Annotated in this window: 25 protein-coding genes; 12 read left to right on the plus strand and 13 right to left on the minus strand. The window is 63.0% G+C overall.

Annotated elements, in window-relative coordinates; translation table 11 throughout:
• A complete protein-coding gene (locus A0U93_RS04145) occupies positions 1-840 on the plus strand; it encodes a glutamate racemase (RefSeq protein ID WP_077806232.1) in 840 nt (279 codons plus the stop codon).
• Here A0U93_RS04145 and A0U93_RS04150 read toward each other — a convergent pair.
• On the minus strand, positions 816-1,877 hold the full coding sequence (locus A0U93_RS04150; RefSeq protein ID WP_371862861.1) for a polyprenyl synthetase family protein: 1,062 nt from the start codon (positions 1,875-1,877) through the stop codon (positions 816-818). The two genes, A0U93_RS04145 and A0U93_RS04150, sit on opposite strands and share 25 nt — an antisense overlap.
• Before the next feature lie 154 nt (positions 1,878-2,031).
• Between A0U93_RS04150 and A0U93_RS04155 the strand changes: the two genes are divergently transcribed.
• Entirely contained in the window at positions 2,032-2,835 is an 804-nt protein-coding gene (locus tag A0U93_RS04155) for a tRNA1(Val) (adenine(37)-N6)-methyltransferase (RefSeq protein ID WP_077806233.1), read from the plus strand.
• A 199-nt stretch (positions 2,836-3,034) separates the two neighbouring features.
• Here A0U93_RS04155 and A0U93_RS04160 read toward each other — a convergent pair whose 3' ends face one another.
• Positions 3,035-4,042 (minus strand): ribonucleotide-diphosphate reductase subunit beta, encoded by a 1,008-nt coding sequence (locus tag A0U93_RS04160; protein ID WP_077808322.1) that lies wholly within the window; start codon positions 4,040-4,042, stop codon positions 3,035-3,037.
• Between the two features lie 73 nt (positions 4,043-4,115).
• Complete coding sequence (locus A0U93_RS04165) at positions 4,116-5,969, minus strand: ribonucleoside-diphosphate reductase subunit alpha (RefSeq protein ID WP_174807265.1); 1,854 nt, start codon at positions 5,967-5,969, stop codon at positions 4,116-4,118.
• Positions 5,970-6,631: 662 nt separating this feature from the next.
• Here A0U93_RS04165 and A0U93_RS04170 point away from each other — a divergent pair.
• Positions 6,632-7,063 carry an OsmC family protein gene (locus A0U93_RS04170; RefSeq protein WP_077808324.1) on the plus strand — a complete coding sequence of 144 codons (432 nt, stop codon included), beginning with the start codon at positions 6,632-6,634 and terminating at the stop codon, positions 7,061-7,063.
• Between the two features lie 34 nt (positions 7,064-7,097).
• On the opposite strand, the gene A0U93_RS04175 is transcribed toward A0U93_RS04170, so the two are convergent.
• From A0U93_RS04175 to fabI, 5 genes are all read right to left on the minus strand, one after another.
• The gene (locus A0U93_RS04175) at positions 7,098-7,991 is read right to left on the minus strand and encodes a hypothetical protein (RefSeq protein ID WP_077806234.1); all 894 of its coding nucleotides are present in this window, start codon (positions 7,989-7,991) and stop codon (positions 7,098-7,100) included.
• Positions 7,988-8,863 carry an ABC transporter ATP-binding protein gene (locus tag A0U93_RS04180; RefSeq protein WP_077806235.1) on the minus strand — a complete coding sequence of 292 codons (876 nt, stop codon included), beginning with the start codon at positions 8,861-8,863 and terminating at the stop codon, positions 7,988-7,990. The genes A0U93_RS04175 and A0U93_RS04180 overlap by 4 nt, the downstream gene beginning before the upstream one ends.
• The gene (locus A0U93_RS04185) at positions 8,863-9,222 is read right to left on the minus strand and encodes a GntR family transcriptional regulator (protein WP_077806236.1); all 360 of its coding nucleotides are present in this window, start codon (positions 9,220-9,222) and stop codon (positions 8,863-8,865) included. The genes A0U93_RS04180 and A0U93_RS04185 overlap by 1 nt, the downstream gene beginning before the upstream one ends.
• 667 nt (positions 9,223-9,889) lie before the next feature.
• On the minus strand, positions 9,890-10,978 hold the full coding sequence (gene aroC, locus A0U93_RS04190) for a chorismate synthase (RefSeq protein WP_077806237.1): 1,089 nt from the start codon (positions 10,976-10,978) through the stop codon (positions 9,890-9,892).
• A gap of 1 nt (position 10,979) precedes the next feature.
• Complete coding sequence (fabI, locus tag A0U93_RS04195; protein WP_077806238.1) at positions 10,980-11,822, minus strand: enoyl-ACP reductase FabI; 843 nt, start codon at positions 11,820-11,822, stop codon at positions 10,980-10,982.
• A gap of 131 nt (positions 11,823-11,953) precedes the next feature.
• On the opposite strand from fabI, the gene pdxH reads away from it, so the two are divergent.
• The 6 genes from pdxH (at position 11,954) to A0U93_RS04225 (ending at position 18,143) form a co-directional block, all read left to right on the plus strand.
• The gene (pdxH, locus tag A0U93_RS04200) at positions 11,954-12,610 is read left to right on the plus strand and encodes a pyridoxamine 5'-phosphate oxidase (RefSeq protein WP_077806239.1); all 657 of its coding nucleotides are present in this window, start codon (positions 11,954-11,956) and stop codon (positions 12,608-12,610) included.
• 69 nt (positions 12,611-12,679) lie between these two features.
• On the plus strand, positions 12,680-13,567 hold the full coding sequence (locus tag A0U93_RS04205) for a universal stress protein (RefSeq protein WP_077806240.1): 888 nt from the start codon (positions 12,680-12,682) through the stop codon (positions 13,565-13,567).
• A gap of 120 nt (positions 13,568-13,687) precedes the next feature.
• Positions 13,688-15,655: a glycosyltransferase N-terminal domain-containing protein gene (locus tag A0U93_RS04210; RefSeq protein ID WP_245825093.1), complete on the plus strand. Its 1,968-nt coding sequence runs from the start codon at positions 13,688-13,690 to the stop codon at positions 15,653-15,655.
• 2 nt (positions 15,656-15,657) lie between these two features.
• The gene (lpxK, locus tag A0U93_RS04215) at positions 15,658-16,647 is read left to right on the plus strand and encodes a tetraacyldisaccharide 4'-kinase (protein ID WP_371862862.1); all 990 of its coding nucleotides are present in this window, start codon (positions 15,658-15,660) and stop codon (positions 16,645-16,647) included.
• Entirely contained in the window at positions 16,644-17,567 is a 924-nt protein-coding gene (locus A0U93_RS04220) for a lysophospholipid acyltransferase family protein (protein ID WP_077806242.1), read from the plus strand. The genes lpxK and A0U93_RS04220 overlap by 4 nt, the downstream gene beginning before the upstream one ends.
• Before the next feature lie 204 nt (positions 17,568-17,771).
• Positions 17,772-18,143: a hypothetical protein gene (locus A0U93_RS04225; protein WP_077806243.1), complete on the plus strand. Its 372-nt coding sequence runs from the start codon at positions 17,772-17,774 to the stop codon at positions 18,141-18,143.
• A 52-nt stretch (positions 18,144-18,195) separates the two neighbouring features.
• On the opposite strand, the gene A0U93_RS04230 is transcribed toward A0U93_RS04225, so the two are convergent.
• Complete coding sequence (locus A0U93_RS04230) at positions 18,196-19,509, minus strand: penicillin-binding protein activator (protein WP_245825095.1); 1,314 nt, start codon at positions 19,507-19,509, stop codon at positions 18,196-18,198.
• Between the two features lie 32 nt (positions 19,510-19,541).
• Here A0U93_RS04230 and rsmI point away from each other — a divergent pair, with 32 nt between their 5' ends.
• Positions 19,542-20,483, plus strand: a complete 942-nt coding sequence (gene rsmI, locus A0U93_RS04235) for a 16S rRNA (cytidine(1402)-2'-O)-methyltransferase (protein ID WP_077808326.1) — start codon at positions 19,542-19,544, stop codon at positions 20,481-20,483.
• Here rsmI and A0U93_RS04240 read toward each other — a convergent pair.
• The 4 genes from A0U93_RS04240 to A0U93_RS04255 form a co-directional block, all read right to left on the minus strand.
• Entirely contained in the window at positions 20,480-21,055 is a 576-nt protein-coding gene (locus A0U93_RS04240) for a LolA family protein (protein WP_077806245.1), read from the minus strand. The two genes, rsmI and A0U93_RS04240, sit on opposite strands and share 4 nt — an antisense overlap.
• A gap of 63 nt (positions 21,056-21,118) precedes the next feature.
• On the minus strand, positions 21,119-22,075 hold the full coding sequence (mbfA, locus tag A0U93_RS04245) for an iron exporter MbfA (protein ID WP_077806246.1): 957 nt from the start codon (positions 22,073-22,075) through the stop codon (positions 21,119-21,121).
• 2 nt (positions 22,076-22,077) lie between these two features.
• Entirely contained in the window at positions 22,078-23,460 is a 1,383-nt protein-coding gene (locus A0U93_RS04250; protein WP_077806247.1) for a glutamate--cysteine ligase, read from the minus strand.
• A 207-nt stretch (positions 23,461-23,667) separates the two neighbouring features.
• Entirely contained in the window at positions 23,668-24,414 is a 747-nt protein-coding gene (locus A0U93_RS04255) for a 16S rRNA (uracil(1498)-N(3))-methyltransferase (RefSeq protein WP_077806248.1), read from the minus strand.
• 103 nt (positions 24,415-24,517) lie between these two features.
• Between A0U93_RS04255 and ubiA the strand changes: the two genes are divergently transcribed.
• Both ubiA and A0U93_RS04265 read left to right on the plus strand, forming a co-directional pair.
• Positions 24,518-25,450 carry a 4-hydroxybenzoate octaprenyltransferase gene (gene ubiA, locus A0U93_RS04260; protein ID WP_077806249.1) on the plus strand — a complete coding sequence of 311 codons (933 nt, stop codon included), beginning with the start codon at positions 24,518-24,520 and terminating at the stop codon, positions 25,448-25,450.
• The gene (locus A0U93_RS04265; protein ID WP_077806250.1) at positions 25,450-26,097 is read left to right on the plus strand and encodes a class I SAM-dependent methyltransferase; all 648 of its coding nucleotides are present in this window, start codon (positions 25,450-25,452) and stop codon (positions 26,095-26,097) included. The genes ubiA and A0U93_RS04265 overlap by 1 nt, the downstream gene beginning before the upstream one ends.
• The last annotated feature ends 61 nt before the right edge of the window (positions 26,098-26,158 follow it).

Here is a 26,158-nt window from a genome sequence, read left to right on the forward strand (position 1 = left end):
ATGGGCGCATCGCCCGGCCGCGTTCTGGCCTTCGACTCAGGCATTGGTGGTCTGGGGGTTGTGCAGGCACTGCGCGATCACCTGCCACCCGGCACGCGAATCGATTATCTGGCCGATAACGCGCTGTTCCCTTATGGAGAGCAGCCGGACGCGCAACTGATCGCCCGCCTTGACGATCTTATTGGCGCACAGATCGCAGAACGACAGCCGGATGTCGTGGTCATCGCCTGCAACACGGCAAGCACACTGGCCCTGACCCCGCTGCGCGAGCGATTCAGGACGCCATTCGTCGGCTGCGTCCCACCGGTCCGGTGGGCGGCACGCGTCAGCCAGAGTCGCGTCATCGGCATTCTGGCCACGAAGGCGACGGTCAGTCGTCCCTATCTCAAGATGCTTCACGATGAGTTTGCAGCCGACTGCAAACTCATCGCACACGGCGCACGCGGCCTGGCCGATCTGGCGGAGCGCGCGTTCCTCGACGAGTCGATTACCGACGCGCAGATCATGACTGAACTGGACTGCCTGTTCGGCCAGCCGCAAGGCGATCGGATCGATGCTGTCGGTCTCGGCTGCACGCACTACACGTTTCTGAAAGACGCTTTCGTACGTCTGTCACCGCCTGGCGTCGCCTGGCTCGACCCGGCATCCGCCGTCGCCCGTCAGGCGGCGCTGATCCTGTCGCGTCAAAACCCGCTCGGCGACGATCTGGGGGAGGAAATGCGTCTTACAGCACCCCCGCCGCATGCCGACGCGCTACAGCGTGCCATCCGGCGTATCGGCTACGACCGGATGCATGTGCTGGACAATGCGCGCGCTCAGTGCACGCGGTTGACCGTATAGAATGCCGTATCGATCAGCAGTTTCCTGACAGGCGTATCGGGGAAGACCGACAGGGCCGCAACGGCATCCTCAGCGTAACGCTTGGCACGGGCGAGAGTGATGTTGATCGAATCCGTTTTGGCGATCAGATCCAGGGCGTGCGGCAGGTCGGCATCGGTCTGCTCTCCCTCCTCGATCACGCGCTGCCAGAAGGCGCGCCCCTCCTCGTCGGCCGCCTGATAGGCCGCCAAAACCGGCAGGGTAATCTTGCCTTCCCGCATGTCGTCACCCACCGTCTTGCCAAGCACCTGCTGGTCGGCCGCATAATCCAGCGCATCGTCCACCAGCTGGAACGCCATGCCAAGATTGGTGCCGAAATCCTCCAGCGCCTGTTCCTCGGCATCGGGACGCGCGGCGACCACCGCGCCGACACGGCAGGCGGCTGCGAACAGCGCCGCTGTCTTGCCGTGAATGACTTCAAGATATTTCTCGATCGGCGTCGAGAGGTCGTTCTGTGTCGCCATCTGCAACACCTCCCCTTCCGCGATCGTCGCCGAGGCAGAGGAAAGAATCTCCATGACCCGCAGCGAGCCATCCGCCGTCATCAACTGGAAGGCGCGTGCGAAAAGGAAGTCCCCCACCAGAACGGAAGCCTTGTTGCCGAAAACCGCATTCGCCGAGGCAAGACCACGCCGTAGCGTGCTTTCGTCCACCACGTCGTCATGCAGCAGCGTCGCCGTGTGAATGAATTCGACGCAGGCGGCGAGTCCGATATGGCGCTGCCGGTCCGGCCCCGCGGCATAGCCGCACAGATGCGCCGCTGCCAGAGTCAGCAAAGGCCGCAACCGTTTGCCCCCTGCCGCCACGAGATGCGCGCCAAGTTGCGGTATCAACGGCACGGGGCTTTGCATCCGCGCGACGATCTCGCGGTTGCAGGCTTCCATGTCGTCCTTGAGATAGGCCGCGAGCGCATTGAGCGCGTTCGGCGCGCTTGCCGATCGCTCGCCCACGGTCGCTTCGGCAGACTTGGCATCGGTCAGGCTATCGGCAGCACCCAAAACGGCTCTCCACTTCTCGCTCTGGCCGATCGCGGCCAGCGCGCGGTATATTACTCGGGTCGACAGGCCACCGGCACAGGGTAGTATCCGTCGAACATCGTTTCAAAACTCTCGGCGGGCCGGAAAAACCGGCCTTCAAACAGGTGAAGACCATATGAGCGGCGGCGGCCAGACGGTCAACCCAATCACTCCGATCCAGACCTGCCCCAATGTTACCGACGGCACGCTTTTGGGTGGCCGCGTCGTCTATCGGCAATTCGCCATCGGCTATCGCACGGGCCTCGAACCCGTCCTGATGGCGGCTTTCGTCCCAGCCCGAACGGGCGAACACGTTCTCGAAGCCGGTTGTGGCGCCGGTGCCGGGCTCCTCTGCCTTCACGCCCGCATTCCCGACCTTCATGGCGTCGGCCTCGAATACGATGAGGCGACGATGCAGCTTGCGACGGATAATTTCCGCGCCAACAATGCCGAACATCTTCATGCGCGGCGTGCGCGCCTGCCCAGCACGCCACAGGATCTGCGTGCCCTCGCACCGTCTCCGAACGGGCGCTTTCATCATACGATGGCCAACCCGCCCTGGCATCGCCATGACGCCAGCCTGTCACCGGATGCGCGCCGCCGGCTGGCCCTGTTTGCGCCGCCGGATGGCTGGCAGAACTGGATCGGCACGCTCGCGCAGTGGACGCTGCCCGGCGGCACCATCAACCTGGCATTGCCAGCCGCCGCCGTGGATGAAGCCTGTATCGCCTTGCGCGCCGTAGGGTGTGGCAGTCTTATCCTCCTGCCGCTATGGCCCAAAGTCGGCCGGTCGGCCAAGATCGTGCTGCTCCGCGCCACATTGGGCGGTCGTGCAGCGTTCAGACTGGAGCCGGGCCTGATCCTGCATAACCCGGACGGCCAATTCACCAGTGCCGCGCAGGCGATCCTGCGCGAAGGTCACGGCTTTCCGCCGTTATAATGGGGCAATCAGCGCGTCTGGTGCCGATCAATCAACAACACCCCGCGTTGCGGCCATATCCGGATAGCACAGGGTTTCGATATGCCGCGCCGCCATCAGCGCCGAACGGCACGGCAGCTGCCAAGGCATGCCTGCCGAAAATCGATGCGACGCAAACGATTCATCGGAACCATTTGCGCCACATTGAAAACATTCTGCCTTACTCGAAAACGCTGTCTTCGAAGGCCTCTTCCCAGCTGCCGCTCGTGGACGCGCGCGAATATTCCGTTGCGCGATTTTCAAAGAAATTGGCGTGCTCGACAGCGTTCAGCATGTCGTCCAGCCAAGGCAGAGGATTTTCCGGAATGTTGTAGATCGGATCGAGCCCGAGTTGCGTCATGCGGCGATCGGCAATGAACCGGATATAGGTCTTGACCTGCTGCGCGTTCAGCCCTTCCACCGGCCCCATCTCGAAGGCGAGTTCGATGAAGGCATCTTCATGCTCGACCGTGGTCTTGCAGATCTGCGTGAGTTCCTGACGGAAATCCTCAGTCCAGATCTCGGGGTTTTCCCGCACGAAGGTGCGGAACAGCCGGATCATGGACAGGCAATGCAGCGTCTCGTCGCGGATCGACCACGTGACGATCTGCCCCATGCCCTTGAGCTTGTTGAAGCGCGGGAAGTTCAGCAGGATCGCGAAGGACGCAAAAAGCTGAAGCCCCTCCATGAACGCGCCGAACGCTGCCATCGTCTTGGCGATCTCGCGTTTGCTCGTGATCGTGAACGACTGCATGAAGTCGTATTTGTCCTTCATCTCCTTGTATTTGAGGAAGGCCGAATACTCCGTCTCGGGCATGCCGATCGTATCGAGCAGATGAGAATATGCCGCGATATGGATCGTCTCGATATTCGAGAACGCCGAGAGCATCATCAGCACTTCGGTCGGTTTAAAGACCTGGCTGTAATGCTTCATGTACGCCGAATTCACCTCGACGTCCGACTGCGTGAAGAAGCGGAAGATCTGCGTCACCAGATGACGCTCGCCTTCCGTGAGGCTGCGATGCCAGTCCTTCACGTCATCGGCGAGGGGCACTTCCTCCGGCAGCCAATGCACGCGCTGCTGGGTCAGCCACGCATCATAGGCCCAGGGGTAGCGGAACGGCTTGTAAACCGGATTGGCGGTCAGGAGATCGAGATGCTCGATATCCTTCGCAACGGATGCGCTCATGGGCAAATCCTCGAACTTGATTGATCGGCCGCGCCGGGCGTTGCCGCCCGCACGCAGCCCTTCGGCCATACCCTTACTGGCAGGCCAGGCATTCCTCGTAGTCGCCGCTGGACATCTTGCCTTTGGGCTCGGCCTGCGGTGCGGCGCTGTAATCTTCATTCTCCATGATGTTGCTCTTTACCGCCATGGTGCTGACGGCATCCGCACGCTGCACGGAAAGCGAGCGGCAGTAATAGAGTGACTTCAGGCCGCGCTTCCACGCCAGATAATGGATCTGGTGCAGGTCGCGCTTGTGCACGTCGGCCGGCAGGAAGATATTGACCGACTGCGCCTGGCAGATCATCGGCGCGCGATCCGCCGCATGCTCGACCACCCAACGCTGATCCAGCTCGAAGGCCGTTTTATAGACGTCTTTCTCATCCTGCGTCAGGAAGTCCAGATGCTGGACCGAACCCTTGTTCAGCGTGATGGACGACCAGACCGCATCGGTGTCCTGACCGCGTTCTTCCAACAGCTTCTTCAGATGACGGTTGCGCACCGTGAACGAGCCGGAAAGCGTCTTCTGCAAAAACACATTGGCGCTGATCGGCTCGATTCCGGGGCTGGCGTTCCCTGCGATGATCGAGATCGACGCGGTCGGCGCGATCGCCAGCTTGTTCGAAAAACGCTCCATCACGCCATATTCGGCCGCATCCGGGCACGGGCCGCGCAGTTCGGCCAAATGACGCGAGGCCGCGTTCGCCTGTTCGCGGATCTGGGTGAAAATCTTCTTGTTCCAGACCTTCGCCATCACGCTCTCGAACGGAATCGACCGTGACTGGAGAAAGGAATGGAATCCCATCACGCCGAGGCCAACGGAACGCTCCCGCATCGCGGCATATTTGGCGCGCGCCATATCGTCCGGCGCACGGTCGATGAAGTCCTGCAACACATTATCGAGGAACAGCAGCACGTCCTCGACGAATCGCGGCTCGTCCTTCCAGTCGTCCCACGTCTCCAGATTCAGGGAGGACAGGCAGCACACTGCCGTCCGACTCTTTCCGTGATGGTCGAGGCCGGTCGGCAGGGTGATCTCCGCACAGAGGTTGGAAGTCTTCACCTCCAGCCCGGCCAGCTTGTGGTGCTCCGGCCGCGCATTGTTCACATGATCGGAATAGATGATGTACGGCTCGCCCTGCTCCATGCGCGCCGTCAGGATGCGAATCCAGAGCTGGCGGGCGGAGACGCTGCGGATGACCGACATATCCTTCGGCGAGCGCAGACCCCATTCCTCATCGCGCTCCACGGCACGCATGAAATCATCCGTCACCAGAACGCCGTGATGCAGGTTCAGCGCCTTGCGATTCGGATCGCCGCCGGTCGGGCGACGCATCTCGACAAATTCCTCGATCTCGGGATGCCAGACCGGCAGATACACCGCCGCCGAACCACGACGCAGAGAACCCTGGCTGATCGCCAGCGTCAGGCTGTCCATCACGCGGATGAAGGGAATGACGCCCGAGGTCTTGCCATTCTTGCCGACATTCTCGCCGATGGAACGCAGGTTGCCCCAATAGGAGCCGATGCCGCCCCCCTTGGAAGCCAGCCAGACATTCTCGTTCCACAGGTCGACGATGCCGCGCAGGCTGTCATCTGCCTCGTTCAGGAAGCACGAGATCGGCAGGCCGCGCGTGGTGCCGCCATTGGACAGCACCGGCGTTGCGGGCATGAACCAGTGTTTGGAGATGTAGTCGTAGATGCGCTGGGCGTGTTCCGGATCGGCGCCGTAATAGGACGCCACGCGCCCGAACAGATCCTGATAATGCTCGCCCGGCAGCAGATAGCGGTTGTCCAGCGTCGCCTTGCCGAAGTCCGTCAGCAATGCATCGCGGGAACGATCGACCCGCACGGCATGATGGCCTTCAAGCTGCACCACGTCGTCGAACATGTCGGGTTCCGGGTCGGTGTCCGTCACCGGCGACACGGCGGTCTCCGATCGGGAGACCGCCTTCGCGGGCACGCCCTGAACGGGCGTTTCCCGCTCCAGAACCTGCTCGTTTGTCGTTCCTTCATCAAAAGTCACGCCTCGTCTCCCGCATCCAACCGACATACGCCAAATGGCACCGGCCAATGTATCTTCTGCTGTGTTCTGCACCGGTTCGCAGCCTGGCTGACGCCATCCGTGCCCGGTCATGATGCCTCTTTTGAGCGGCAAAAATCTTTCAGAACAAGCCTTGCATGTCTCGATATTTAGTGATCGCCAGATATCCACACCCACTAGATGTAGTGCGAATGCTCTGAAGCCCTACGTTTTCAATAAGCCCGGAGTTTGAGTCGGCGCACGTTAAAATTTTCATCCCCAGCCATAAAAACAGCCCGTGTTGCATCCTCGACATGGCGACGCGTGGCGGCATGTTCTTCTGGCGGGAATGTTTCCTTTGCACGCACTTCCCGGCGGGGACTTCCAAGGAGCACGCACCCGAATCCGATAACAGGCTCGAATCGCCGACCGGCTTTTTTGAACAATCCGCCGCCCGTCGCGTTCGCAGCACCGAACGTCCTGCCATGCGCGCAAGACGTGCCCTGACCCTGTCAGAAGGATTATCGACCATGACAATCAAGAAAACCGCAACCGCCCATTGGAGCGGCGGCCTGAAAGACGGCAAAGGCCAGATCTCGACGCAGAGCGGCGCATTGACCGCGCAGCCATACGGCTTCAACACGCGTTTCGAGGACAAGCCGGGGACGAACCCGGAGGAACTGATCGGCGCGGCCCATGCCGGCTGTTTCACGATGGCGCTGTCGATGATGCTGGGCGAAGCCAATCTGACCGCCTCCGCACTCGATACGAAGGCCACCGTCTCGCTCGATCAGGTCGAGGGCGGCTTCAAGATCAGCAAGATCCATCTCGATCTCACTGGCACCGTGCCGGGCGCCGATCAGGCGAAGTTCGAGGAAATCGCCAACAAGGCGAAGGCCGGTTGCCCGGTCTCGCAGTTGTTCAATGCGGAAATCACCCTTACCGCCACACTCGCGGCCTGAACCGTGACAGGCAGGGGCCGAGGCCCCTGCCCTCTCAAAGCCATGCTGCGCGGCGTCGCTGCAGGATCGCCACCGAGATCAGAATGACCGCGACGGCCACGCCAGCCCAAAGCTGCGTCTGATCGAACGGTATCTTCAATGCACTTTCACTGCAGTTTTCGCCCTGGGCACAGGCCTTCACGGATATCTGTCCCAGACCGCCCAGCAAATGACGCATAAAGATCTGGCCGACATGGTTGCTCCCGAACGCCAGACGCTCGAAGATCATCGCACCAACGGGCAAGCCGAAAGCCCAGAGGAACGGTGCCCGACGCGCCCAGCCCGAGACCAGCAGCAACCAGGCATAAATCGGCGCACTCCAGAGCGACAAAACCACAATATTAATCGCCAGCCGTCTCAGATGCGCCCACTCGCTATCATGCTGCCAGAGCAGACCCAGGCTAAGCCCCTTTGCGATCAGATAAAGCTCGACCAAGCCAATGAACACGATCTGCGCGGCCAGCGTGGCGATCGCCGCGATAAGCGGCAGCACGACAAGCGGCACAGCCGCCTTGGCGACGACGGTCACGATATTCGAGACAGGAAGGGACTTCCAGAACAGGATGGTTCGGTCGCGCCGCTCATTGTAGAGCGCCCCGCTGGCATAGAAGATGCCGATGACAAGTGCTGCCAGCGTTACCAGAGCGCCGATGACATCCTCCATCGCCGAGAACAGTTCGCTCAACTCTGTATGCTTCAACCCGGCGCCCACTGTCGCCCCATGCAGTCGCCATGCCCCGACCGTCAATGCAACGATGATCACCACGGCCACGCCGACCGGTGCGGCAATGACGGAGCGGTTTTCCCATAATTCGCGCTGCACGGACCAGTAAAGCAGTCTCGCCCAGCCATAGCCCTTCGGGGGATCGCCCGCGATATTCCTGTTCATGCCGCCTCTCCCTGTCCCGCCACGCGGCGATCGCGTCCCATCAGCACCAGAAAAATATCCGCCAGACCGGGCGTGCGCGCGTCACCCAGACCTTCCAGCGCCGCACGCTCGACACCATCGAACAGCATGACGCTACGTCCCATCACCAGATATTCGTGCATCGGTCGCAGGGCCCGCGCCGCCTCCAGGCAGTCGGGGCGCGCCATCAGTTCGACGAACCGTCGCTGCACATCGTCCATCGACGCGCTGAGGGCAATCCGGCCACGGTCGATGAAGATCACGTCCGTCAGGATATCCTGAATTTCCTCGACCTGATGCGTGGTGACGAGAATTGTCCGGTTATGGTCGAAATAGTCATTCAGAAGCGAAATATAGAATTCGCGACGATAGATGATGTCGAGCCCCAATGTCGGCTCGTCCAGCACCAGAAGCTTCGCGTCGATCGCCATGATCAGCGCAAGATGCAACTGCGCCGTCATCCCCTTCGACAGCTCACGCACCCGCGATTTATGCTGGATGTCCGTTTTGGACAGGAATTGTTCGGCCTTTGCCCGGTCGAAGCGCGGATGCACCCCTTCGACATAATCCAGCGCCTGACGAACCTTCATCCAGCGCGGCAACAGCGCCACGTCGGCAATGAAGCAGACTTCGCGCATCAGCGTCTCACGCGCGGTCCAGGGGTCAAGCCCCAACACGCGCAGGTCGCCCTCATAGGAAACCAGCCCCAGAATCGCTTCCAGCGTCGTGGTCTTGCCGGCCCCATTCGGTCCGATCAGCCCGACAATGCGCCCTGCTTCGATACGCAGGTCGATCCCATCGACCGCGACCTTATGCCGATAGGCCTTCCGCAGGCCCTTCGCTTCGATAATCATCAACCATTCTCCCCATCATCGGGTAGATCGCGCACCGATAGACCCAGCCGACGGATCGTCTTCAGAATTTCCGGCCACTGTTCTTTCAGGAAACTGTCCCGCTCGCGCTGAAGCAGTAATGCCGCCGCGCCATGGGTCACATACATGCCGATGCCGCGCCGCTTATCGACCAGCCCCTCGTCGGACAGTTCCTGATAGGCGCGCATGACGGTCAGCGGGTTGATCCGATAATCCGTCGCCACCTGCCGGACCGAAGGCAGCAACTCTCCCTCGGACAATGTCCTGTCCAGAATCATAGCCGCCACCCGATCGCGCAACTGGCGATAGATCGGCTGGTGATCGTTCCATGATCGTTCCATCTCAGCTCTCCGCGTCCCGATTTTAAGACCATTGTGTCACCCATTGCCCAAATTCCGCTGCTTACCCCGGAAGAATCGACATCCGCCTTCTGTCGGCTTTGGTGTTATACATCACTATATCACTAAAACAATTAGAATCGTTGCCATTGCTATCGAAGTTTTCCGAAGCGCCCGCGCAACTCATCGTCTCGCCGCCTTTTGTATTGCCATCAGCCAGACATGACCGGCAGGGCCCTGGGGGGAAACCTGAACGACTCACCGACCGGCACTCCGTGCCGCTTCTCGATCAATGGCGAGCCGTTCAATCCGGGGGCGCTTTGTGCTGTCGCTGAATGATTGCCGGAGGTGCGAGACGTTCGATGAGATCGAGGGTATCGAGGTGGGCTATACGGTGTCGCGTCAGGCGACCGGAGGAAGGATGTCGGAGCGAGGCATTAATCACGGGATAAGACCCGTATCAGGCGCGTCTCAGGTGGCGTTCATGCGGGGCGGATAGGGTCCCGACTCTTTTGTCCCGCCGTTCCAATTTCGGTGTCGCGCTTCAGCGGAACGGCAGCAGCCATCGCGATCTTCCATGCGACGGGAAAACGCCATCGCACCCTCCCGATCACAACGGGATCGTCGGCTCAGGTGACGGGCTGGCCTGCGCGCCACCCGGCCCGAAAGTTCATGCGCCGCCGACCTGGCCGCGATGGCGCAACCAGTGATCCGCCAGCACGCAGGCCATCATCGCTTCCGCCACCGGTGCCGCCCGAATCCCGATACAGGGATCGTGGCGGCCCCTGGTCACGACGTCGATCTCCTCTCCGTCACGATTGACCGACGGTACCGGCACGAGAATCGAACTGGTCGGCTTGATCGCGAACCGCGCCACGATTGGCTGTCCGGTCGAGATCCCGCCCAGAATACCGCCGGCATGGTTGCTCTCGAAGGCGATACGGCCGTCCTCCATCCGCATCGGATCGCCGTTCTGCTCGCCACGAAGTGATGCAACCTCAAACCCGTCGCCGATCTCGACACCCTTGACGCCATTGATGCTCATCATCGCCGCCGCGATATCCGCATCCAGCTTGCCGTAGATCGGCGCACCCAGCCCGCCCGGCGCACCCTCCGCCACGACATCCACCACCGCGCCGATGGATGAGCCCGCTTTGCGAATCTCGCCAAGCAGCGCCTCCCAGGCCGGAAGGGTCGCGGCGTCCGGACAGAACAGCGGGTTCCGCAACGTCTCGGCCCAGTCCCAGCGATCGCGATCCACGCCAAGCGCGCCGATACGCGACAGCGCGGCACGGATGACGATCCGCTCCTCACTCAATGCCGCAAGAACCCGTCGCGCAACCGCGCCCGCGGCAACGCGACTGGCCGTCTCCCGCGCGGATGAGCGCCCGCCGCCCCGATAGTCGCGATGCCCATACTTCATGTCATACGTCACGTCGGCGTGGCCGGGCCGATAGCGCGTGGCGATGTCCGAATAATCTTTCGAGCGCTGATCGGTGTTCTGGATTTCCAGCGCGATCGGCGTGCCGGTCGTACGGCCTTCGAACACACCGGACAGGATGCGGACCTCGTCCGCTTCCCGACGCTGGGTCGTGAATTTCGATTGTCCCGGCTTGCGTCGATCAAGCCAGGGCTGGATATCGGCTTCGGTCAGCGCAATGCCGGGGGGGCAGCCATCGACGATACAGCCGATCGCCGGGCCGTGGCTCTCCCCCCAGGTCGTTACACGGAAAAGATGACCGAAGCTGTTGTGCGACATCTCAGTCGCCGGACGATACGACGGCGATGTCCGGCGCGGACGGGTTCTTCATGCCGACCATGTGGTAACCGCAATCGACATGATGCACTTCACCCGTCACGCCGGAGGACAGGTCGGAAAGGAAGTACATGCCCGATCCGCCGACATCCTTCAGCGTGACGTTGCGCTCCATCGGCGCATTCAACTGGTTCCACCGCAGAATATAACGGAAATCGCCGATGCCATTGGCCGCCAGCGTCATGATCGGGCCGGCCGAAATCGCATTTACGCGGATATTGTCGCGCCCCAGATCGGCGGCCATGTAACGCACCGAGGCCTCCAGCGCCGCTTTCGCCACGCCCATGACGTTATAATGCGGCATGACACGCTCGGCACCCAGATAGGACAGCGTCAGGAGTGAACCACCTTCCTTCATCAGCGCCGCGGCACGTCTGGCGACTGCCGTGAACGAGAAGCAGGAAATGTCCATCGCCTGCAGAAAGGCATCGCGCGGCGTGTCGACATAGCGCCCGCGCAGATACTGCTTGTCGGCCCAGCCGATGGCATGCACGACAAAGTCGATCTTGCCCCAGATACGCTCGATCTCGTCGAAGGTGGCGTCGATGGCGGCGTCGTCGCTGACGTCACACGGCAGGACCAGTTCGGATCCGATGCTGGACGCCAACGGTCGCACGCGCTTGCCCAGCGCCTCACCCTGATACGTGAAAGCCAGTTCCGCGCCCTGTGCGGCACAGGCGCTGGCAATGGCCCAGGCGATGGAGCGGTCGTTGGCGACGCCCATCACGAGGCCCCTCTTTCCCGCCATCAGCGTGCCTTGAGGTTGTTCGGAGAGCGAGCTGGACATGTAATGATTTCCCGTCGAATGACAAATTTGGCAACGAAAGTGAAACGTGAGGTGGTCGTCGCATAAGCGCGCTTCGCAAACAAGAGCGCGTATAAACGTTAGGCGCTTTCGCGCATGCAATACGCAGCCTTATGATCCGACGTAAACAGGATGACACCGCGCAGGAGATCGCAGTCTTGACCGACGACAACACCCCGGCCCTCCTCGATCTGAACGCTGATCCGTTCGCGCTTTTCCATGCGTGGATGCAGGAAGCCGAGGCCAGCGAGCCCAACGACCCGAATGCCATGGCCATCGCAACCGCCACCCCGGACGGCCGCCCGTCGGTGCGCATGATCCTGCTGAAAGGCGCCGATCGCGACGGATTCGTCTTCTATACCAATCTCGATAGTCGCAAGGGTATCGAATTGCGCGAGAATCCGCAGGCGGCCCTGCTTTTCCACTGGAAATCCCTGCGTCGGCAAATCCGCATCGAAGGACCGGTGACGCCGGTCTCGGATGCGGAAGCGGACCGCTACTTCGAGAGCCGGAGCCGCAATTCCCGTCTCGGCGCCATCGCATCGGACCAGTCCCGTCCGCTGGACAACCGCGAGACCTTCGAGCGGCGGATCGCCGAAGCGACGGCCCGCTATGGCGACGGGGACATCCCACGACCGGCCAACTGGTCCGGATTCCGCCTCCGGCCCGACGCGATCGAATTCTGGCAGGACCGTCCCTATCGCATGCATGACCGTGCAACCTGGACCCGCCATGCCACAGGGTGGGATGTCACGCGCCTGTACCCATGATAATGCTTCATCATCTTTCGGCCGCTTGTTGCGTTTCAGGCCATATATCGTCGTAACGAAGGCCCCATCATGTTGAACGACATCCGAAACATTCTCCTCCCGCTGAACGGCAACGGCGATATCGACGCCGCCCTTCAGCTCGGCCTCCTCTACGCCAAGCATTTCAAGGCCCATCTCTCGGCCGTCACGATCGGCGACGACCCGAACGAGACGGCGGCGCTGGCTGGCGAAGGTCTCTCCGGCTCCATGATCAACGAGATGATGGCGGCCGCGGAGCACGAATCCCAACGCAGACTGCTTCAGGTCCACCTCAAGTTCGACAACTTCGTCCGCGAGCATAACGTCGCCAATCGCCGTAACGCCCTGCCAAGCGACCTGCCGCCTAACGGGCAGGTCAGCGCGAGTCTGGAGACCCTCACCGGCTCGGAACACGAGGCCGTCACCTGGCGTGCGCGCCTGGCCGACATGACGCTGATGCCGCATCTCGCCAAGAACGACGATGCACGCGCCTCCGAGACACTGCACGCCGTCCTGTTCGACAGTGGCCGTCCGCTGGTCATCGCTCCCCCCAAGCCGCCTGTGCATTTCGGGCGCCGCATCTGCATCGCCTGGAACGGCACCGCCGAAGCCGCCGCTGCCCTGCGCAGCGTGTTGCCCTGGGCACGTCACGCCGAAACGGTGCAGGTCCTGACCAGTCCGGAATATCATCGTCGGGGACCGGAGGCTGAAAAGGTGCTCGCCTATCTCAGCCTGCATGGCGTGGAAGCCTCTGTCCGCACCTTTCAGTCCAAGGACAGGGATGTCGGCGCCGGCATGATGGAAGCCTGCTACGACCTCGGCGCGGATATGCTGGCCATGGGCGCCTATTCCCATTCCCGCCTACGCCAGATGATTATCGGCGGCGTCACCCGCCACGTGCTCGAAAAGTCCACGATCAGCGTGCTGATGAGCCGTTGACGACCCGTCCCCGGGCTCGCGAATGCCCGGGGACAGGAATTGTCGATCATTCGCTTCCTTTGCCTTGCCGGAAGCACCATGCTACCGGCGCACCATGGTTCCCGATCCACGTTGCCCGCCTTGAAACCGCCTCCCACGTCTGACGCTCGATCACCGCGCAAGAGCGCACTCAGCCGTATCGGCCGCGCCTATCTCAGCCTGGCACTCGGCACCTCGCGATGGAACATCACCGGGAATCGGCGTGCCGCCGCCCTCCTGCATCAGACCGGAAGTGCACCTCCAGGGGCCATCGTCGCATTCTGGCATCGTGCGCTGCTGCAACTTCCCGCCTTGTGGCTCCTGACGCTCCGTGGCCGTAATCACCTGCGTTTGCGCGTGCTGATCAGCCGCAACCGCGACGGGCGCCTGATCAACGACACCGTTGCGCCCTGGGGTATCATCGGCATCGCCGGTTCCGCCAATCGCAAGGGGAAAGACAAGGGAGGTGCTCACGCCTTCCGTGAGGCGATCTCGGCTTTGCGCGCCGGGTCGCATCTTGCCATTACGCCTGACGGACCACGCGGCCCGGTCGGCGTCATCCAGCCGGGCGTCCTGCGGCTTGCACGCGTGACCGGACGAACCATCGTTCCTGTCGGCGCCGCCTGCGATGCGTTCCATCTTCCATCATGGGACCGGCTGGCCGTACCGTTGCCTTTCGGTCGCGGGGAGTTGGTGCTGGGTGCCCCCTTGGATGCGGAAACCACGTCGGAAGCATTGGCGAAGGCGCTGAATGATGCCGCCCGGGCGGCAGAGCGGCGCCTGTCGCTGGTCCGCGCCACGACGGCCGACCGGCTCTGGGCCGCGCTCGGCAACATCCTCCGGCCACTCGTCATCGTCATGCTTCGCATCCGGCTGGCGCGCGGACGGGAAATCCGCGGCCGACTGCGTGAACGCATGGGCCTGTCACGCGCGAAAAGACCCGCGGGCACCCTGCTCTGGTTTCATGCCGCAAGTGTCGGGGAATGCCGCTCCGCTCTTCCGCTCATCGACGCGCTGCTCGACCAAAAGCCCGATCTGAATGTGCTCGTCACGACGGCAACAGTGACAGGCGCGCAGATCGTCGAGGCCCACCGCCTGTCATCATCGGCATCGTCCGCCACGCGTATCCTGCATCAGTTCACGCCATACGACATCCCGCGCTGGAACCGCCGTTTCCTTGCGCAGTGGCGACCCGATGCCGCGCTGCTGGTCGAAAGCGAACTCTGGCCGGGCATGATCGCCGCCTGTTTCCGTCGCGGCATCCCGATCGCGGTCATCAACGCTCGCCTGTCCGATCGTTCGTGGCGGCAGTGGCGTCGCTTCCGTTTGCTAGGCGGCACCATGTTCGCACGGCTCGACTTCGTTGCCGCAAGAAGCGCGGAGGACGCCCGCCGCTTTCAGGCGCTCGGCGTGCCAACATGCCATACGTTCGGCGACCTGAAGCAGAGCGCGCCACCCCCGCCGGTCGACAAGGGCGTCCTGGCGGGCTTGAAACGACAGCTGGGCGGGCGTCCCGTCTTCCTCGCGGCGGCCACACATCCGGGCGAAGACGAAATCATCGCGGACGCCGCCGGGCGCATGCGTCGATCGTATCCGGACCTGCTCTGTATCATCGTGCCCCGTCATCCCGTGCGGGGAACGGATATCGCGGCCCGACTTGGCCATGCACCTCGCCGCGCGCTGGCACAGGCTCCGACCGCGACGGACAGCTTCTGGATCGCGGACACCCTCGGCGAACTCGGCCTCTTCTACCGTCTCGCCACCGTCGCCTGGATCGGCAATTCGCTGGCGGCACCTGGTGGCGGACACAATCCGTTCGAGGCGGTCCGCCTCCACACCCCGTTGGCGAGCGGTCCATACGTCGACAATTTCAAACCCGCCTTCGCGCGTCTTGAAGGCTGCATCGCCATCGTCAAGGACAGTTCGACGCTAGCCGATTGGGGTTGCGCGCTTCTCGCCGACCCGGCGCGCCGCGAGAGACTGACAGCCGAAGCCGCCACGCGAATCGATACGCCGGATACTGTCCCTGCCCCACTCCTGACACGGATCGTTGCGATGTTGCCGCAATGAGGATCAACCCGCCGGAATTCTGGACACAGGACAGGACGAGCCTGCGCGCCCGCCTGCTGACGCCCCTGTCGTCCATCACGCAAGGTATCGGCCTGTGGCGTGCCCGGCGGGCCGCACCCGTTCTGGCCGGCGTGCCGGTATTGTGTTGCGGCAATCTGACGATGGGCGGTGCAGGCAAGACAACGCTGGCGCTTGATCTCGGCCGCCGCCTCAAGGCACAGGGACACCGACCGCATTTCCTGACGCGCGGCTATGGCGGCACGACCCGCGGCCCCCTGCGGGTGGACGGCATCCTGCATGACGCCGAGACGGTCGGGGACGAACCGTTGCTGCTGGCCCAGGTCGCGCCCACATGGGTCGGACGCGATCGCGCCGCCACCGCGCAGGAGGCCGTCGCCGCCGGTGCCGACTGCCTGATTCTCGACGACGGATTGCAAAACCACACACTCCATCAGGACATGCGCATCGTCACCGTGGATGGCGCGACCGGCTTCGGCAACGGAAAGCTCTTTCCAGCCGGCCCGCTGCGCGAACCCGTTGCCGCCGGGCTCTCCCGGGCGGACGCCATCGTCATGATCGGACGCGATGACACGCGGCTTCGGGACAATCTGCCCGCCCAGATTCCCTATGCCGTGGCGCGGCTGGTCCCGGGACCGGAGATTCGCCGACTACAGGGCCGCCGGGTCATCGCGTTCGCCGGTATCGCCCGCCCCACCAAGTTTTTCGACACCTTGACGGAGGCCGGCATCCAGCCCCTCCGCTGCCTGTCCTTCCCGGATCACCATCGCTACGGCGAGCGGGACCTGAAGCGTCTGGCAAGATTACGCCTGCAGGAAGGCGTCACCCTGGTCACGACCGCCAAGGATGCCGTGAAATTGCCCGCATGGCTGCGCCAGCAGGTCACCGTCATCAATATCGAACTTCTCTGGAGCGATCCGGGCGCGCCGGAGGAATTGCTGAACCGTCTCTGGATCGAGAACGCCGCCGCATGACGCGTGTTCGCCGCTTTCTCCATCGCGCGGAATTTCTGCTGGCGCATACTCTGATCTTCGGCATCCGCCGTGTCTCGCCGGATCGCGCATCCACCATCGGCGGCACTGTCACACGCGCCATCGGCCCCTTGCTGCCGGTCTCCCGCGTCGCGGACGCCAATCTCCGCCTTGCCCTGCCACAACTGAACCGCGTGCAACGGCGAGGCGTCATCGCCGCGGCGTGGGAAAATCTGGGGCGCACCGTCGCCGAATTTCCGCATCTCGGCGCGCTTCGGGAGAATACGCCGAAAGGTCCGGGATGGTCGGTGCGCAACAGCCACATCCTGAAAGAGGCCGCCGAACGTGGCGGCCCGGTGATCTTCGTTTCCGGCCATATCGGCAATTGGGAAATCATGCCGCTGGCGGTGGCGCGATACGGACTGCCCTTCGCATCCTTCTACCGCGCCGCCGGCAATCCCCTGATCGATGGGCTGATCCGCTCGCTGCGTCAGGACGCCATGAAAATGGCGCTGCCCAATTTCCCCAAAGGTGCGCAAGGCGCACGCCAGGCTTTGCGACATCTCGCCAAGGGCGGCCATCTGGGCATTCTGGCCGATCAGAAAATGAATGACGGCATCGAAGCGGAATTCTTCGGCCTGCGCGCCATGACCGCCTCGGCCGCGGCGACTTTCGCACTGCGTTACCAATGCCCCGTCATCACCGGCTATGTGCGGCGCCTCGGGCCCGCGCGCCTGGAACTGGTCGTGGAGCCCATGCTGACGATCGAGGCGACCGCCGACCGGCAGTCGGACATCGCGCGTGTGACACAGGCCCTCAACGACCGGATCGAAAGTGCCATACGCTGCGATCCCGGCGCGTGGCTATGGCTTCATCGGCGCTGGCCGAAGGACCTCATGCCGAAACCCGGCCAGCGCACATGACGCAGCGGTGCATGCATATGCAGGGCTGAAGCTGCACCATTGCATTTTCGACATAGGAGCGATGTCGTAACTTAGCATTGCTTTTTTGCCACATGCCCGACGTTTTGTGACTCTATAGACAATGATTGCGCAATTTAAGATTGTCGTGCGCCGGTCCGCTTGGTTAGCGTGAGCTTAACAGCCGCTCCATAAGGACCCGACCCCGTGAACCAGTCGCTTCCTGCCTCAAAAGAATTCAGCCCTCACATCGGGTGTAATGTCGTTCCGCTTCGGCTGGGGCTGCTGCCTCGTCATCGGGAACATCTGTCGCAGTGGCTCGAAGCCGGACAGCGGATGGGCATCTGCGATGCGGACATCACGCTGGACCAGTTGCCGGGACAGTTCGAAGCGGTGGCACATGTATTGATCTGGGTGCGGGAAAATCCAGACCCGGCATACATGATCCGCCCAAAAGGCATGCGTTGGGTGCTGATCGACCAGTTGCGCGAGCACACGCTCGGCATCTATGCGACGTTCGAACAGGCCCTGCATACCATCCGCCCTGTGCTGCCGCTCAAGAAGACCGCTGCCGCCTGATGACGGTCTTCTAGACGGGCGACGTTGTGAACGTCGCCCGTTTCTTTATTGGTCAGCTCGGTGTCTGGGTCAGCGTCTTCGGCGCAGGCTGAACGATCGTCGCTCCCCCATTCTGGCCGATCTCGAAGATCGCCAGCGCACGCGTGACCTTGCCGCCGCTTCTCAGCGCGAAAACCCCATCCACGCCGGCAAAGCCGTCCGGGCGCATCAACGACGTTTCCGTCAGGCCGTCCGGCTGCCGTGCAAGCGCGCCGGCCATCGCCGCCGTATCGTAAGCGATATCCGCCAGTGGCGTGGGCGCTGTACCGTAGTGTTGGCGGTACTGCTGGACGAACCCATGGCGTGTCGCTGAATCCGGCGCCGCGAACCAGGCGCCGTGCAGGGCGCCAAGCTTGCTGGCGAAGGCTTCCCAAAGCGCCGGTCCCAGAATCCGGACCTGAGACGGGTCGATCCTGTTGGCTTTCAGCCCGTTGATGACGTTCGCCAACTGCAAGCCCGTGTCACCAAGCAGCAACGCATCAAACGGTGGTGCCGGGAAAGGCCCCGGCGTCGCATTAGCCGGTGGCGTTGCCGGGGGAGCGCCCGGATTTGCTGGCGGGTTCGTGTCCGGCGAGACCGGATTGACCGCATCCGGCGCAGCGGGCGTCGGCGTCGTTGCCGCGGCGGAGACCTGCTTCTGCCGATCATCAAACGCGGACAGCGTCTTCAGGCCATCGGCAATGCTCTGCAGATCGCTGCCATGGAAAGCAATATTCGGTGCGCTCAGGCCATTTGCCGCGCATGCCTCGTTCAGGCGTTGCGCCATGACGTGTCCCAACGGGCTATCCGGCAAAAACGCCGCGAAGTGCTGGCGCCCCTGCGCATGCGCGGCACTCACCAGTCGAACCACCTGCTGATCCACCGTCAGCCCCATGACCCAGACGCCGGAGCGGCCACGTTCAGCATCGCTCGTGAACGCCAGTTCCGGAATTCCCGCCGCCGTGCTCAGCCCCGCCACCTCGCCGGTTTGCCCGGCTGTCAGCGGCCCCAGCAGAATCCTGTCGCCATTGCCGATTGCCGCACGCGCCGCAGCCGCGACACCTTCCGCGCCGTCACTGTCACGCACATCCAGCACCGCGCCATGACCGGTCGGAACAGCCAGTTGCGCCGCATTGGCCATCTGCTGGCCGAGACGCATGTTTCGGCCCGTCAGCGGCAGAAGCATACCGATCCGCACAGGCTCACCGGCCGCGGTCGGAGACGTTGAGGCGGGGACGCCACCGCCCCCTGTCGCGGACGGCGTGCCCGTCTGTGAGCAGGCGGAAAGGCACAACGCCGCGCCGAACGCGACCGCAATGCCCTTGCGCGAACCCGCAGTCCTGCGCAAGGAGATGACATCGCCGTGTCCAGGGGGTCCGAATGTCCGGCCAATCATCGTCTGCTCATACTCCAAATTCCTTACCCCCCGAGCGGGATGCCCATCCCGCATACGATAAATCCACACGTCCGGCGACTGCCTCCGGCAGCCTCGTCTTCGTCGCAACACCGATCGGCAATCTCGGCGACATTTCCGAACGTGCCCTGGCAACCCTCCGTAACGCCGATATCCTGCTCTGCGAGGATACGCGCGTCACCGGCAAGCTGCTCCAGGCCTACGGAATCACCACGTCGACGCAAACGCTGCACGATCATAACGAACAGGAACGGATTCCGTTTCTGCTTGGCCGCCTTCATGATGGAGCGCGCATCGCCGCCGTCTCCGACGCCGGCACGCCCATGCTGTCCGATCCAGGATATCGGCTGGCACGCGCCGCCATCGCCGAGAATATTCCCGTCTCCGGCGTCCCCGGCCCCAACGCCGCGGCACTTGCCTTGACCCTCTCCGGCCTTCCGCCGCAGCCTTATATGTTTCTCGGCTTCCCACCGCCACGCTCCCAGGCACGCCGCGAGAATTTTGCGACCCTGCGCGCGGCGGAACAGGCCGGTCTGCACGCGACGCTGATCTGGTATGAAGCACCGCACCGCCTGCAAGACACGCTGGAAGACCTCGAAGCCGTCTTCGGCACGGCTCGGGATGCCGCTGTCGGCCGCGAACTGACAAAGCGCTTCGAAGAGATGGTCCGGGGCAATATCCCGGCGCTACGTTCTCATTTCTCCACCACGGCCCCGCGCGGTGAAATCACGCTGCTGCTGGGCCCGCCAGCCGAGGACGATAACGGCGCGGCCGATCTCGACGATCACCTTCGCCAGGCGCTTGCCACGCATTCCGTCAAGGACGCGGCAACACTGGTGGCAGGCTTCATCAACCTGCCACGACGCACGGTCTATGCCCGCGCCCTCGAACTGGCGAAGAAAGCCTAGCCATCATCCTTGGGCAGGACGAACAGACTGTCCGGCAAGCTCGGCGGCGTCCGCGTATCAAACAGGTCGATCTGCGTGTCCCGCCCCTGGGCGTCCCGCACGACCCATGAGCGCAACGCTAGGGGCTGATCGTTCAGGATCAGCGTCAGACTGCCCTCGGAAGGTGTCGCCGTTCGCACCACGGTCACCTGCAAACTATGACCGACATGCTGGAATCCGGTCACGGTCACATCGCCGGAAAGCTGCAAATCGGGCCGCAGCAACAGACCGAGCGGCGTGCGCTCCACCGGGATCGTCGTCACCTGTCCAATATCGCGATCCTGATAGACGATCTGCCCATTATTGGCGACCAGCAGCAGACCGCTCGGCTTGTCGTAGTCGAAGCGCATCCGCCCCGGCCGATCGAGATAGGCAGTGCCCGTGCTGCGTTTGCCATCCGGCGCAATCTGCTGGAAGCGGGCCTGAAGGGCATGAATCCCGGCAAGCGTATCCTGCACGCGCGCGATCCACCCCTGATCCGCCGGGAGAAGATGCGCGGAGGATGCTGTCTGTGCCTGCGCTGCCAAAGGCATGATCGCGATACCGGCACACCAGCAAACCCTGACAATTTTTCTTATCGACACGTCTCTCAAAACCTATCCCTGACCGATCAAAACACCTGCGCCGAATACCAGCGCACCACCCAGAACGATCTGCGCCACCGCGCTGCCGAAGGGCGTGTCCTGATAACGCCACCGGATCCAGGAGATCGCCATCAATTCGACAACGACCACGATTACAGCCAGCGCGAAAGCCGCATGAAAATCCGGCACAAGGAACGGCAGCGTGTGACCAATTCCGCCACCCATCGTCATCAGGCCGCAGATCAGGCCGCGCAATAACGGCGTCCCGCGCCCCGAAAGGCGGCCATCATCGGCCAGCGCCTCGGCAAACCCCATGGATATCCCCGCGCCGACCGAAGCCGCCAACCCCACGAGAAAGGCGTTCCACGTATTATGCGTGGCGAACGCGGCGGCGAAGACGGGTGCCAGCGTGGAAACGGACCCGTCCATCAGGCCGACCAGACCCGGCTGGACAATCTGGAGGACGAATCGCCGCCGCGCGCCCTCGTCTTCCTGCGCCCGCTTATCGTCGCTCAGAAGATCGCGGCGGATATTCTGCGCCTGATGGACATGGCGGTCCTCGATGGCCGCCAGATCGCCGAGCAGCTTGCGCGTCTCGGCATCCGTCGATCGATTGGCCGCTTCGCGATAGAACCGCGCCGCATCGCGCTCCATCTCTTCCGCCTGACCGCGAATCGCCTCTATGCCCATGGATTTCATACGCCATGCCGGCAGGCGGCTTGGAAAACCCTTGACGTCCTGACGGCGCACCAACGGAATATGGCTGCCAAAGCGGCGCGCATAGAGGTCGAGAAGATAACGCCGATGCTCGTCCTCCTCCCGCGCCATCTCGATGAAGATCGCCGCGCTATCGGCGTAGTTCTCGACGATCATCTGCGCGAAATCGGCATAAAGACGACCGTCTTCTTCCTCATTGGCGATCGCCAGCGCCAGAATCTCGCGCTCGGTCAGGTCATCCAGATACGGCATGCTCAGACCGCGGCCGCCTCGAAGATCGGTCGCACGTCGCCGTTCCAGGGGCCATTGTAGAGCGACAGCCAGCGTTCGGCCTGCGTCGGCCCGCCATCGGCGATCTCACCGATTGGCACGAGATATTTCTCTTCGCCCAGTCCACGCGCCTTCAGCCCCTGCCCGGCCAGCGCCACCACCCGCTTTGCGAGCGCGCGCAACGTTCCCGGGAAAGGCGCGTCCATCGCCAGGGCGGGGACATCCGCCCGAAGCGCCCGATAGACGGACCACGGCTGCTCGCGCACCAGTGCCTCCGCCGCCATCAATGTCGGCTCATCATACAGCAACCCGACCCAAAGCGCGGACTGCGCCACCATCATGGCCTGGGAGCCGGCATCCGCGCCGCGCATCTCAAGGAACTGCTTAAGCCGCACATCGGGGAACACCGTCGTCAGATGGTCCTCGAAATCACCGATCGTGGGCGTCAGACCCGTCAGTTCCGCTGCCGGTCGGCCGTCAAGCCAGTCCCGGAACGATGCACCTGCGACGTCGCGAATCTCCCCGTCGCGCATGACGAAATACATCGGAACGTCCAGCGCCCAGTCCACGTATGCCTCGAAACCGAAATCCGGCCGGAAGACGCATTCGGGCATGCCACTGCGCGCATTGTCCGTATCTGTCCAGATCCGGGCGCGATTGGACAGGAAGCCGTTCGGTTTTCCCTCGTAGAAAGGCGAATTGGCAAACAGCGCCGTGGCAAGCGGCTGCAACGCCAGGGAGACGCGCATCTTGCGCACCATGTCGATCTCGGAACCGAAATCGAGATTGACCTGCACCGTGCAGGTGCGCGTCATCATGTCCAGACCCAACGTGCCGACAAGCGGCATGTATCGCCGCATGATCGCATAGCGGCTCTTGGGCATGATCGGCATCTGGTCCCGCGACCACAGCGGCTGGAAACCGAGCGGCGCAAAACCCAGCCCCAGAGCGGCCGAAGGCGCGCGAATGGTCTCGAAATGCGCCGTCATTTCCTGCCATGTGCCGTGCAGGTCGGCCAGCGGACCGCCGGAAAGCTCGAACTGACCGGCTGGCTCCAGAGAAATCGACTGCCCTTTTTCGCGCCCCTGCCCCTTGAGGCCAATGAGCTTGCCGCGATCCTCAATGGCTTCCCACGACGCCTTATCGTTGCCCAGCGTCTGCAACAGCGCTTCGATGCCTTGCGGCGCATAAGGTGGCGCGGAGAATGGCGTGCGTCCGGCAGCCGTCTCCGGCCGCACGAAACCGAATTTCTCGTGCTCCGTTCCAATCCGCCAGGCTTCGGGCGGTTTGCACCCGCGTGCCAGCGCGTCGATCATCTGCGCCTTGCCGACGATAGGCGTGTCGTTGGATTCACCAGGATTGGACATGAGGCGCTGCGCGGTCCTTGCTCTAGCGGCCGCTACGGCCCGGAAGCCCAGCGTAATATTCCGCTTATAAAAAAATCGAAAGACACCTCTGACAGACGTCGTTCCGGAAAGGCTCGAAACTCTTCTAAAGCATATCGGGCAAGGGTGTCCCAATCCCTGCCGCAGGCATCGCCCCGAAAGCAGTATCGCCATTCATGGTTCGCACCATCATTCGGTCTCCACCGAACTTTCGCGATGAAGCGTCAAATACGCAAGCCCCGCACATGCGGCGGTATCGGCGCGCAGGATCAACGTCCCGAGGGATAACGCCTCGATACGATCCTGCGTTAACAGCCACTGCGTTTCTTCTGGCGAAAACCCACCTTCCGGCCCGATCAGCAGGCCATCGCCCCCGCCCACCTGCCTCTGCCTGGCGGTCGGAGTCGCCACGCGATGCCGCTCGACGGCCGCATACAACGTTCCCGCCGATGGCCATGCCGAGACGACTGCGGACAACGCGCGCAATTCATCGATGACCGGCACATCCAGCCGCTCGCATTGCTCGGCCGCCTCCACGGCAATGGCATGCCAGCGCGTCGTATTGACCCGATGCGTATTCGTCCGCGCCGTCGTCACCGGCATGAAGCGTGACACGCCCAGTTCGGTCCCCATCCGTATGACCAGATCCGTCGCATCGCGCTTGAGCGGCGCGAAGACCAATATCGGCCCCGTCGTCGCCATCGGCATGCGCGTCTGATGCGTCACGCGCAGCGTGCCACGATCCTTGCGTATGGCCGTCAGGACACCCGACCATTCGCCGTCACGTTCGTTGAATATCCGCACCGGAGCCTCGGGGCCCAGACGCAAGACCGTGCCGAGATAACGGGCATGTCCCGGCGCAAGGTCCAGCGTCGTACCTTCCGCAAGCGGCGCGATGGTGGCTGAATCGATGAAAAGTCGCGGGCTGTCCTGCATAGGGCAGCGTTCTATCATATAAAACCCGATGCGCATGCCCGATTGACGCGCGTCGCACCAGACGACATCACGGCGCTTGACGCCAATACAAGGAACCTGCGCTTTGCCTTCCGCCGCACCGCATCCCGCCACGCCGCATACCGATATCCGCGCGGACGGATGGGTCGCGCGCCTGCCCGGGCCGATCCAGCCCTACGTGTTGCTGGCGCGCCTCGACCGGCCGGTGGGCACATGGCTGTTGCTGCTGCCCGGCGTGTGGGGAATCGCGCTGGGTGGTGGCCATGACGTGTCCCGCGTCATAACGCTGATCGTCCTGTTCGCCATCGGATCGCTGGTCATGCGCGCCGCCGGATGCGTGGTCAACGACATGTGGGATCGCGATATCGATGCCCAGGTCAGCCGCACCGCCGGGCGTCCGCTGGCCAGCGGCAGGCTGAGCCTGTTCAACGCCTTTGTGTTCCTCGGCGCCCTGCTTCTGGTCGGACTGGCGATACTCCTGTCGCTCCCCCCGCTCTGCTGGGCGCTTGCGCCGGTCGCGCTTCTGCTCGTCGCGCTTTATCCGCTCGCCAAGCGCGTGACATGGTGGCCGCAACTCGTCATGGGTTTCACCTTCGGTTTCGGCGCGCCGATGGGCTACGCAGCGGCGGCCGGACGTCTCGATCGGATCGGACTGCTGCTTTATGGCGGCACCATCCTCTGGCAACTCGGCTTCGACACCATTTACGGCTTTCAGGATATGGAAGACGACGCCCGCATCGGCGTGCGCTCCACGTCCCGGCTGATGGCGGCGCATGCGCGGACCTTCGTCGGCATCTGCTATGCGTTGGCGATCCTCCTGATCGGCGCTGCGGCGGCCCAGGCGGGCCTGAACGAGGCTTTCTGGGTGTTCGCCCTCATCGCCGCCGTAATGCTGGCGATGCAGGTGGCCACCCTGCGCCCGGATAATCCGGCCATCTGCCTGACGCTGTTCCGCCGCAACGTTCCGTTTGCGCTGGTGCTGGCTTTCGCTTTCCTGCTGGCCGCAGGCACGACATGATGACCGATCCCGCCGATTTCGTCACAGGATCGACCATCATCGAGCGACCGCCCCTGACGCCGGAAATCCGCGTGCACCTCGCAACCGAGATCACCCCGATCTGGCAGGCGACGGAAGATCATCTTGCCCGGGTCGGCGTCGAGCCGCCCTTCTGGGCGTTCGCCTGGCCCGGCAGCCAGGTGCTTGCGCGCTACGTCCTCGATCACCCCGAAACGGTCCACGGACGCCGCGTGCTGGATTTCGCCTGCGGCAACGGCCTGGCCGGCATTGCATGCGCTATCGCCGGTGCCGCACATGTCTGCGCCAATGATATCGACAGCCTCGCCCTCGTGGCGACCCGACTGAACGCCGCCCTGAACGATGTCGACATCGAGACGCGGCCGGGCGATATCGTCGGGCTTCAGCCGGATTACGATCTGCTGATCTGCGGCGATGTCTGCTACAACCAGCCAATGGCCGACCTGCTCCTGCCATGGCTGCGCCGATGCGCGGCAAGCTGCGACGTATGGATGGCCGATCCAGGCCGTCCTTATGCACCCAGAACCGGCGTGGCACCTCTCATGACGGTCGATGTGCCAACCACCCGCGAACTGGAAGACGGGACCAGCCGCACCACCACACTCTATCGGCTGATGCCCAACGCCTGACGAATCCAAAATCCGGACGAAACGCAAAAGCAAGATGGTATCGCTGGCGAAACGGCGATAA

The sequence above is a fragment of the Neoasaia chiangmaiensis genome, assembly GCF_002005465.1.
Taxonomy (GTDB): Bacteria; Pseudomonadota; Alphaproteobacteria; order Acetobacterales; family Acetobacteraceae; genus Neoasaia; species Neoasaia chiangmaiensis.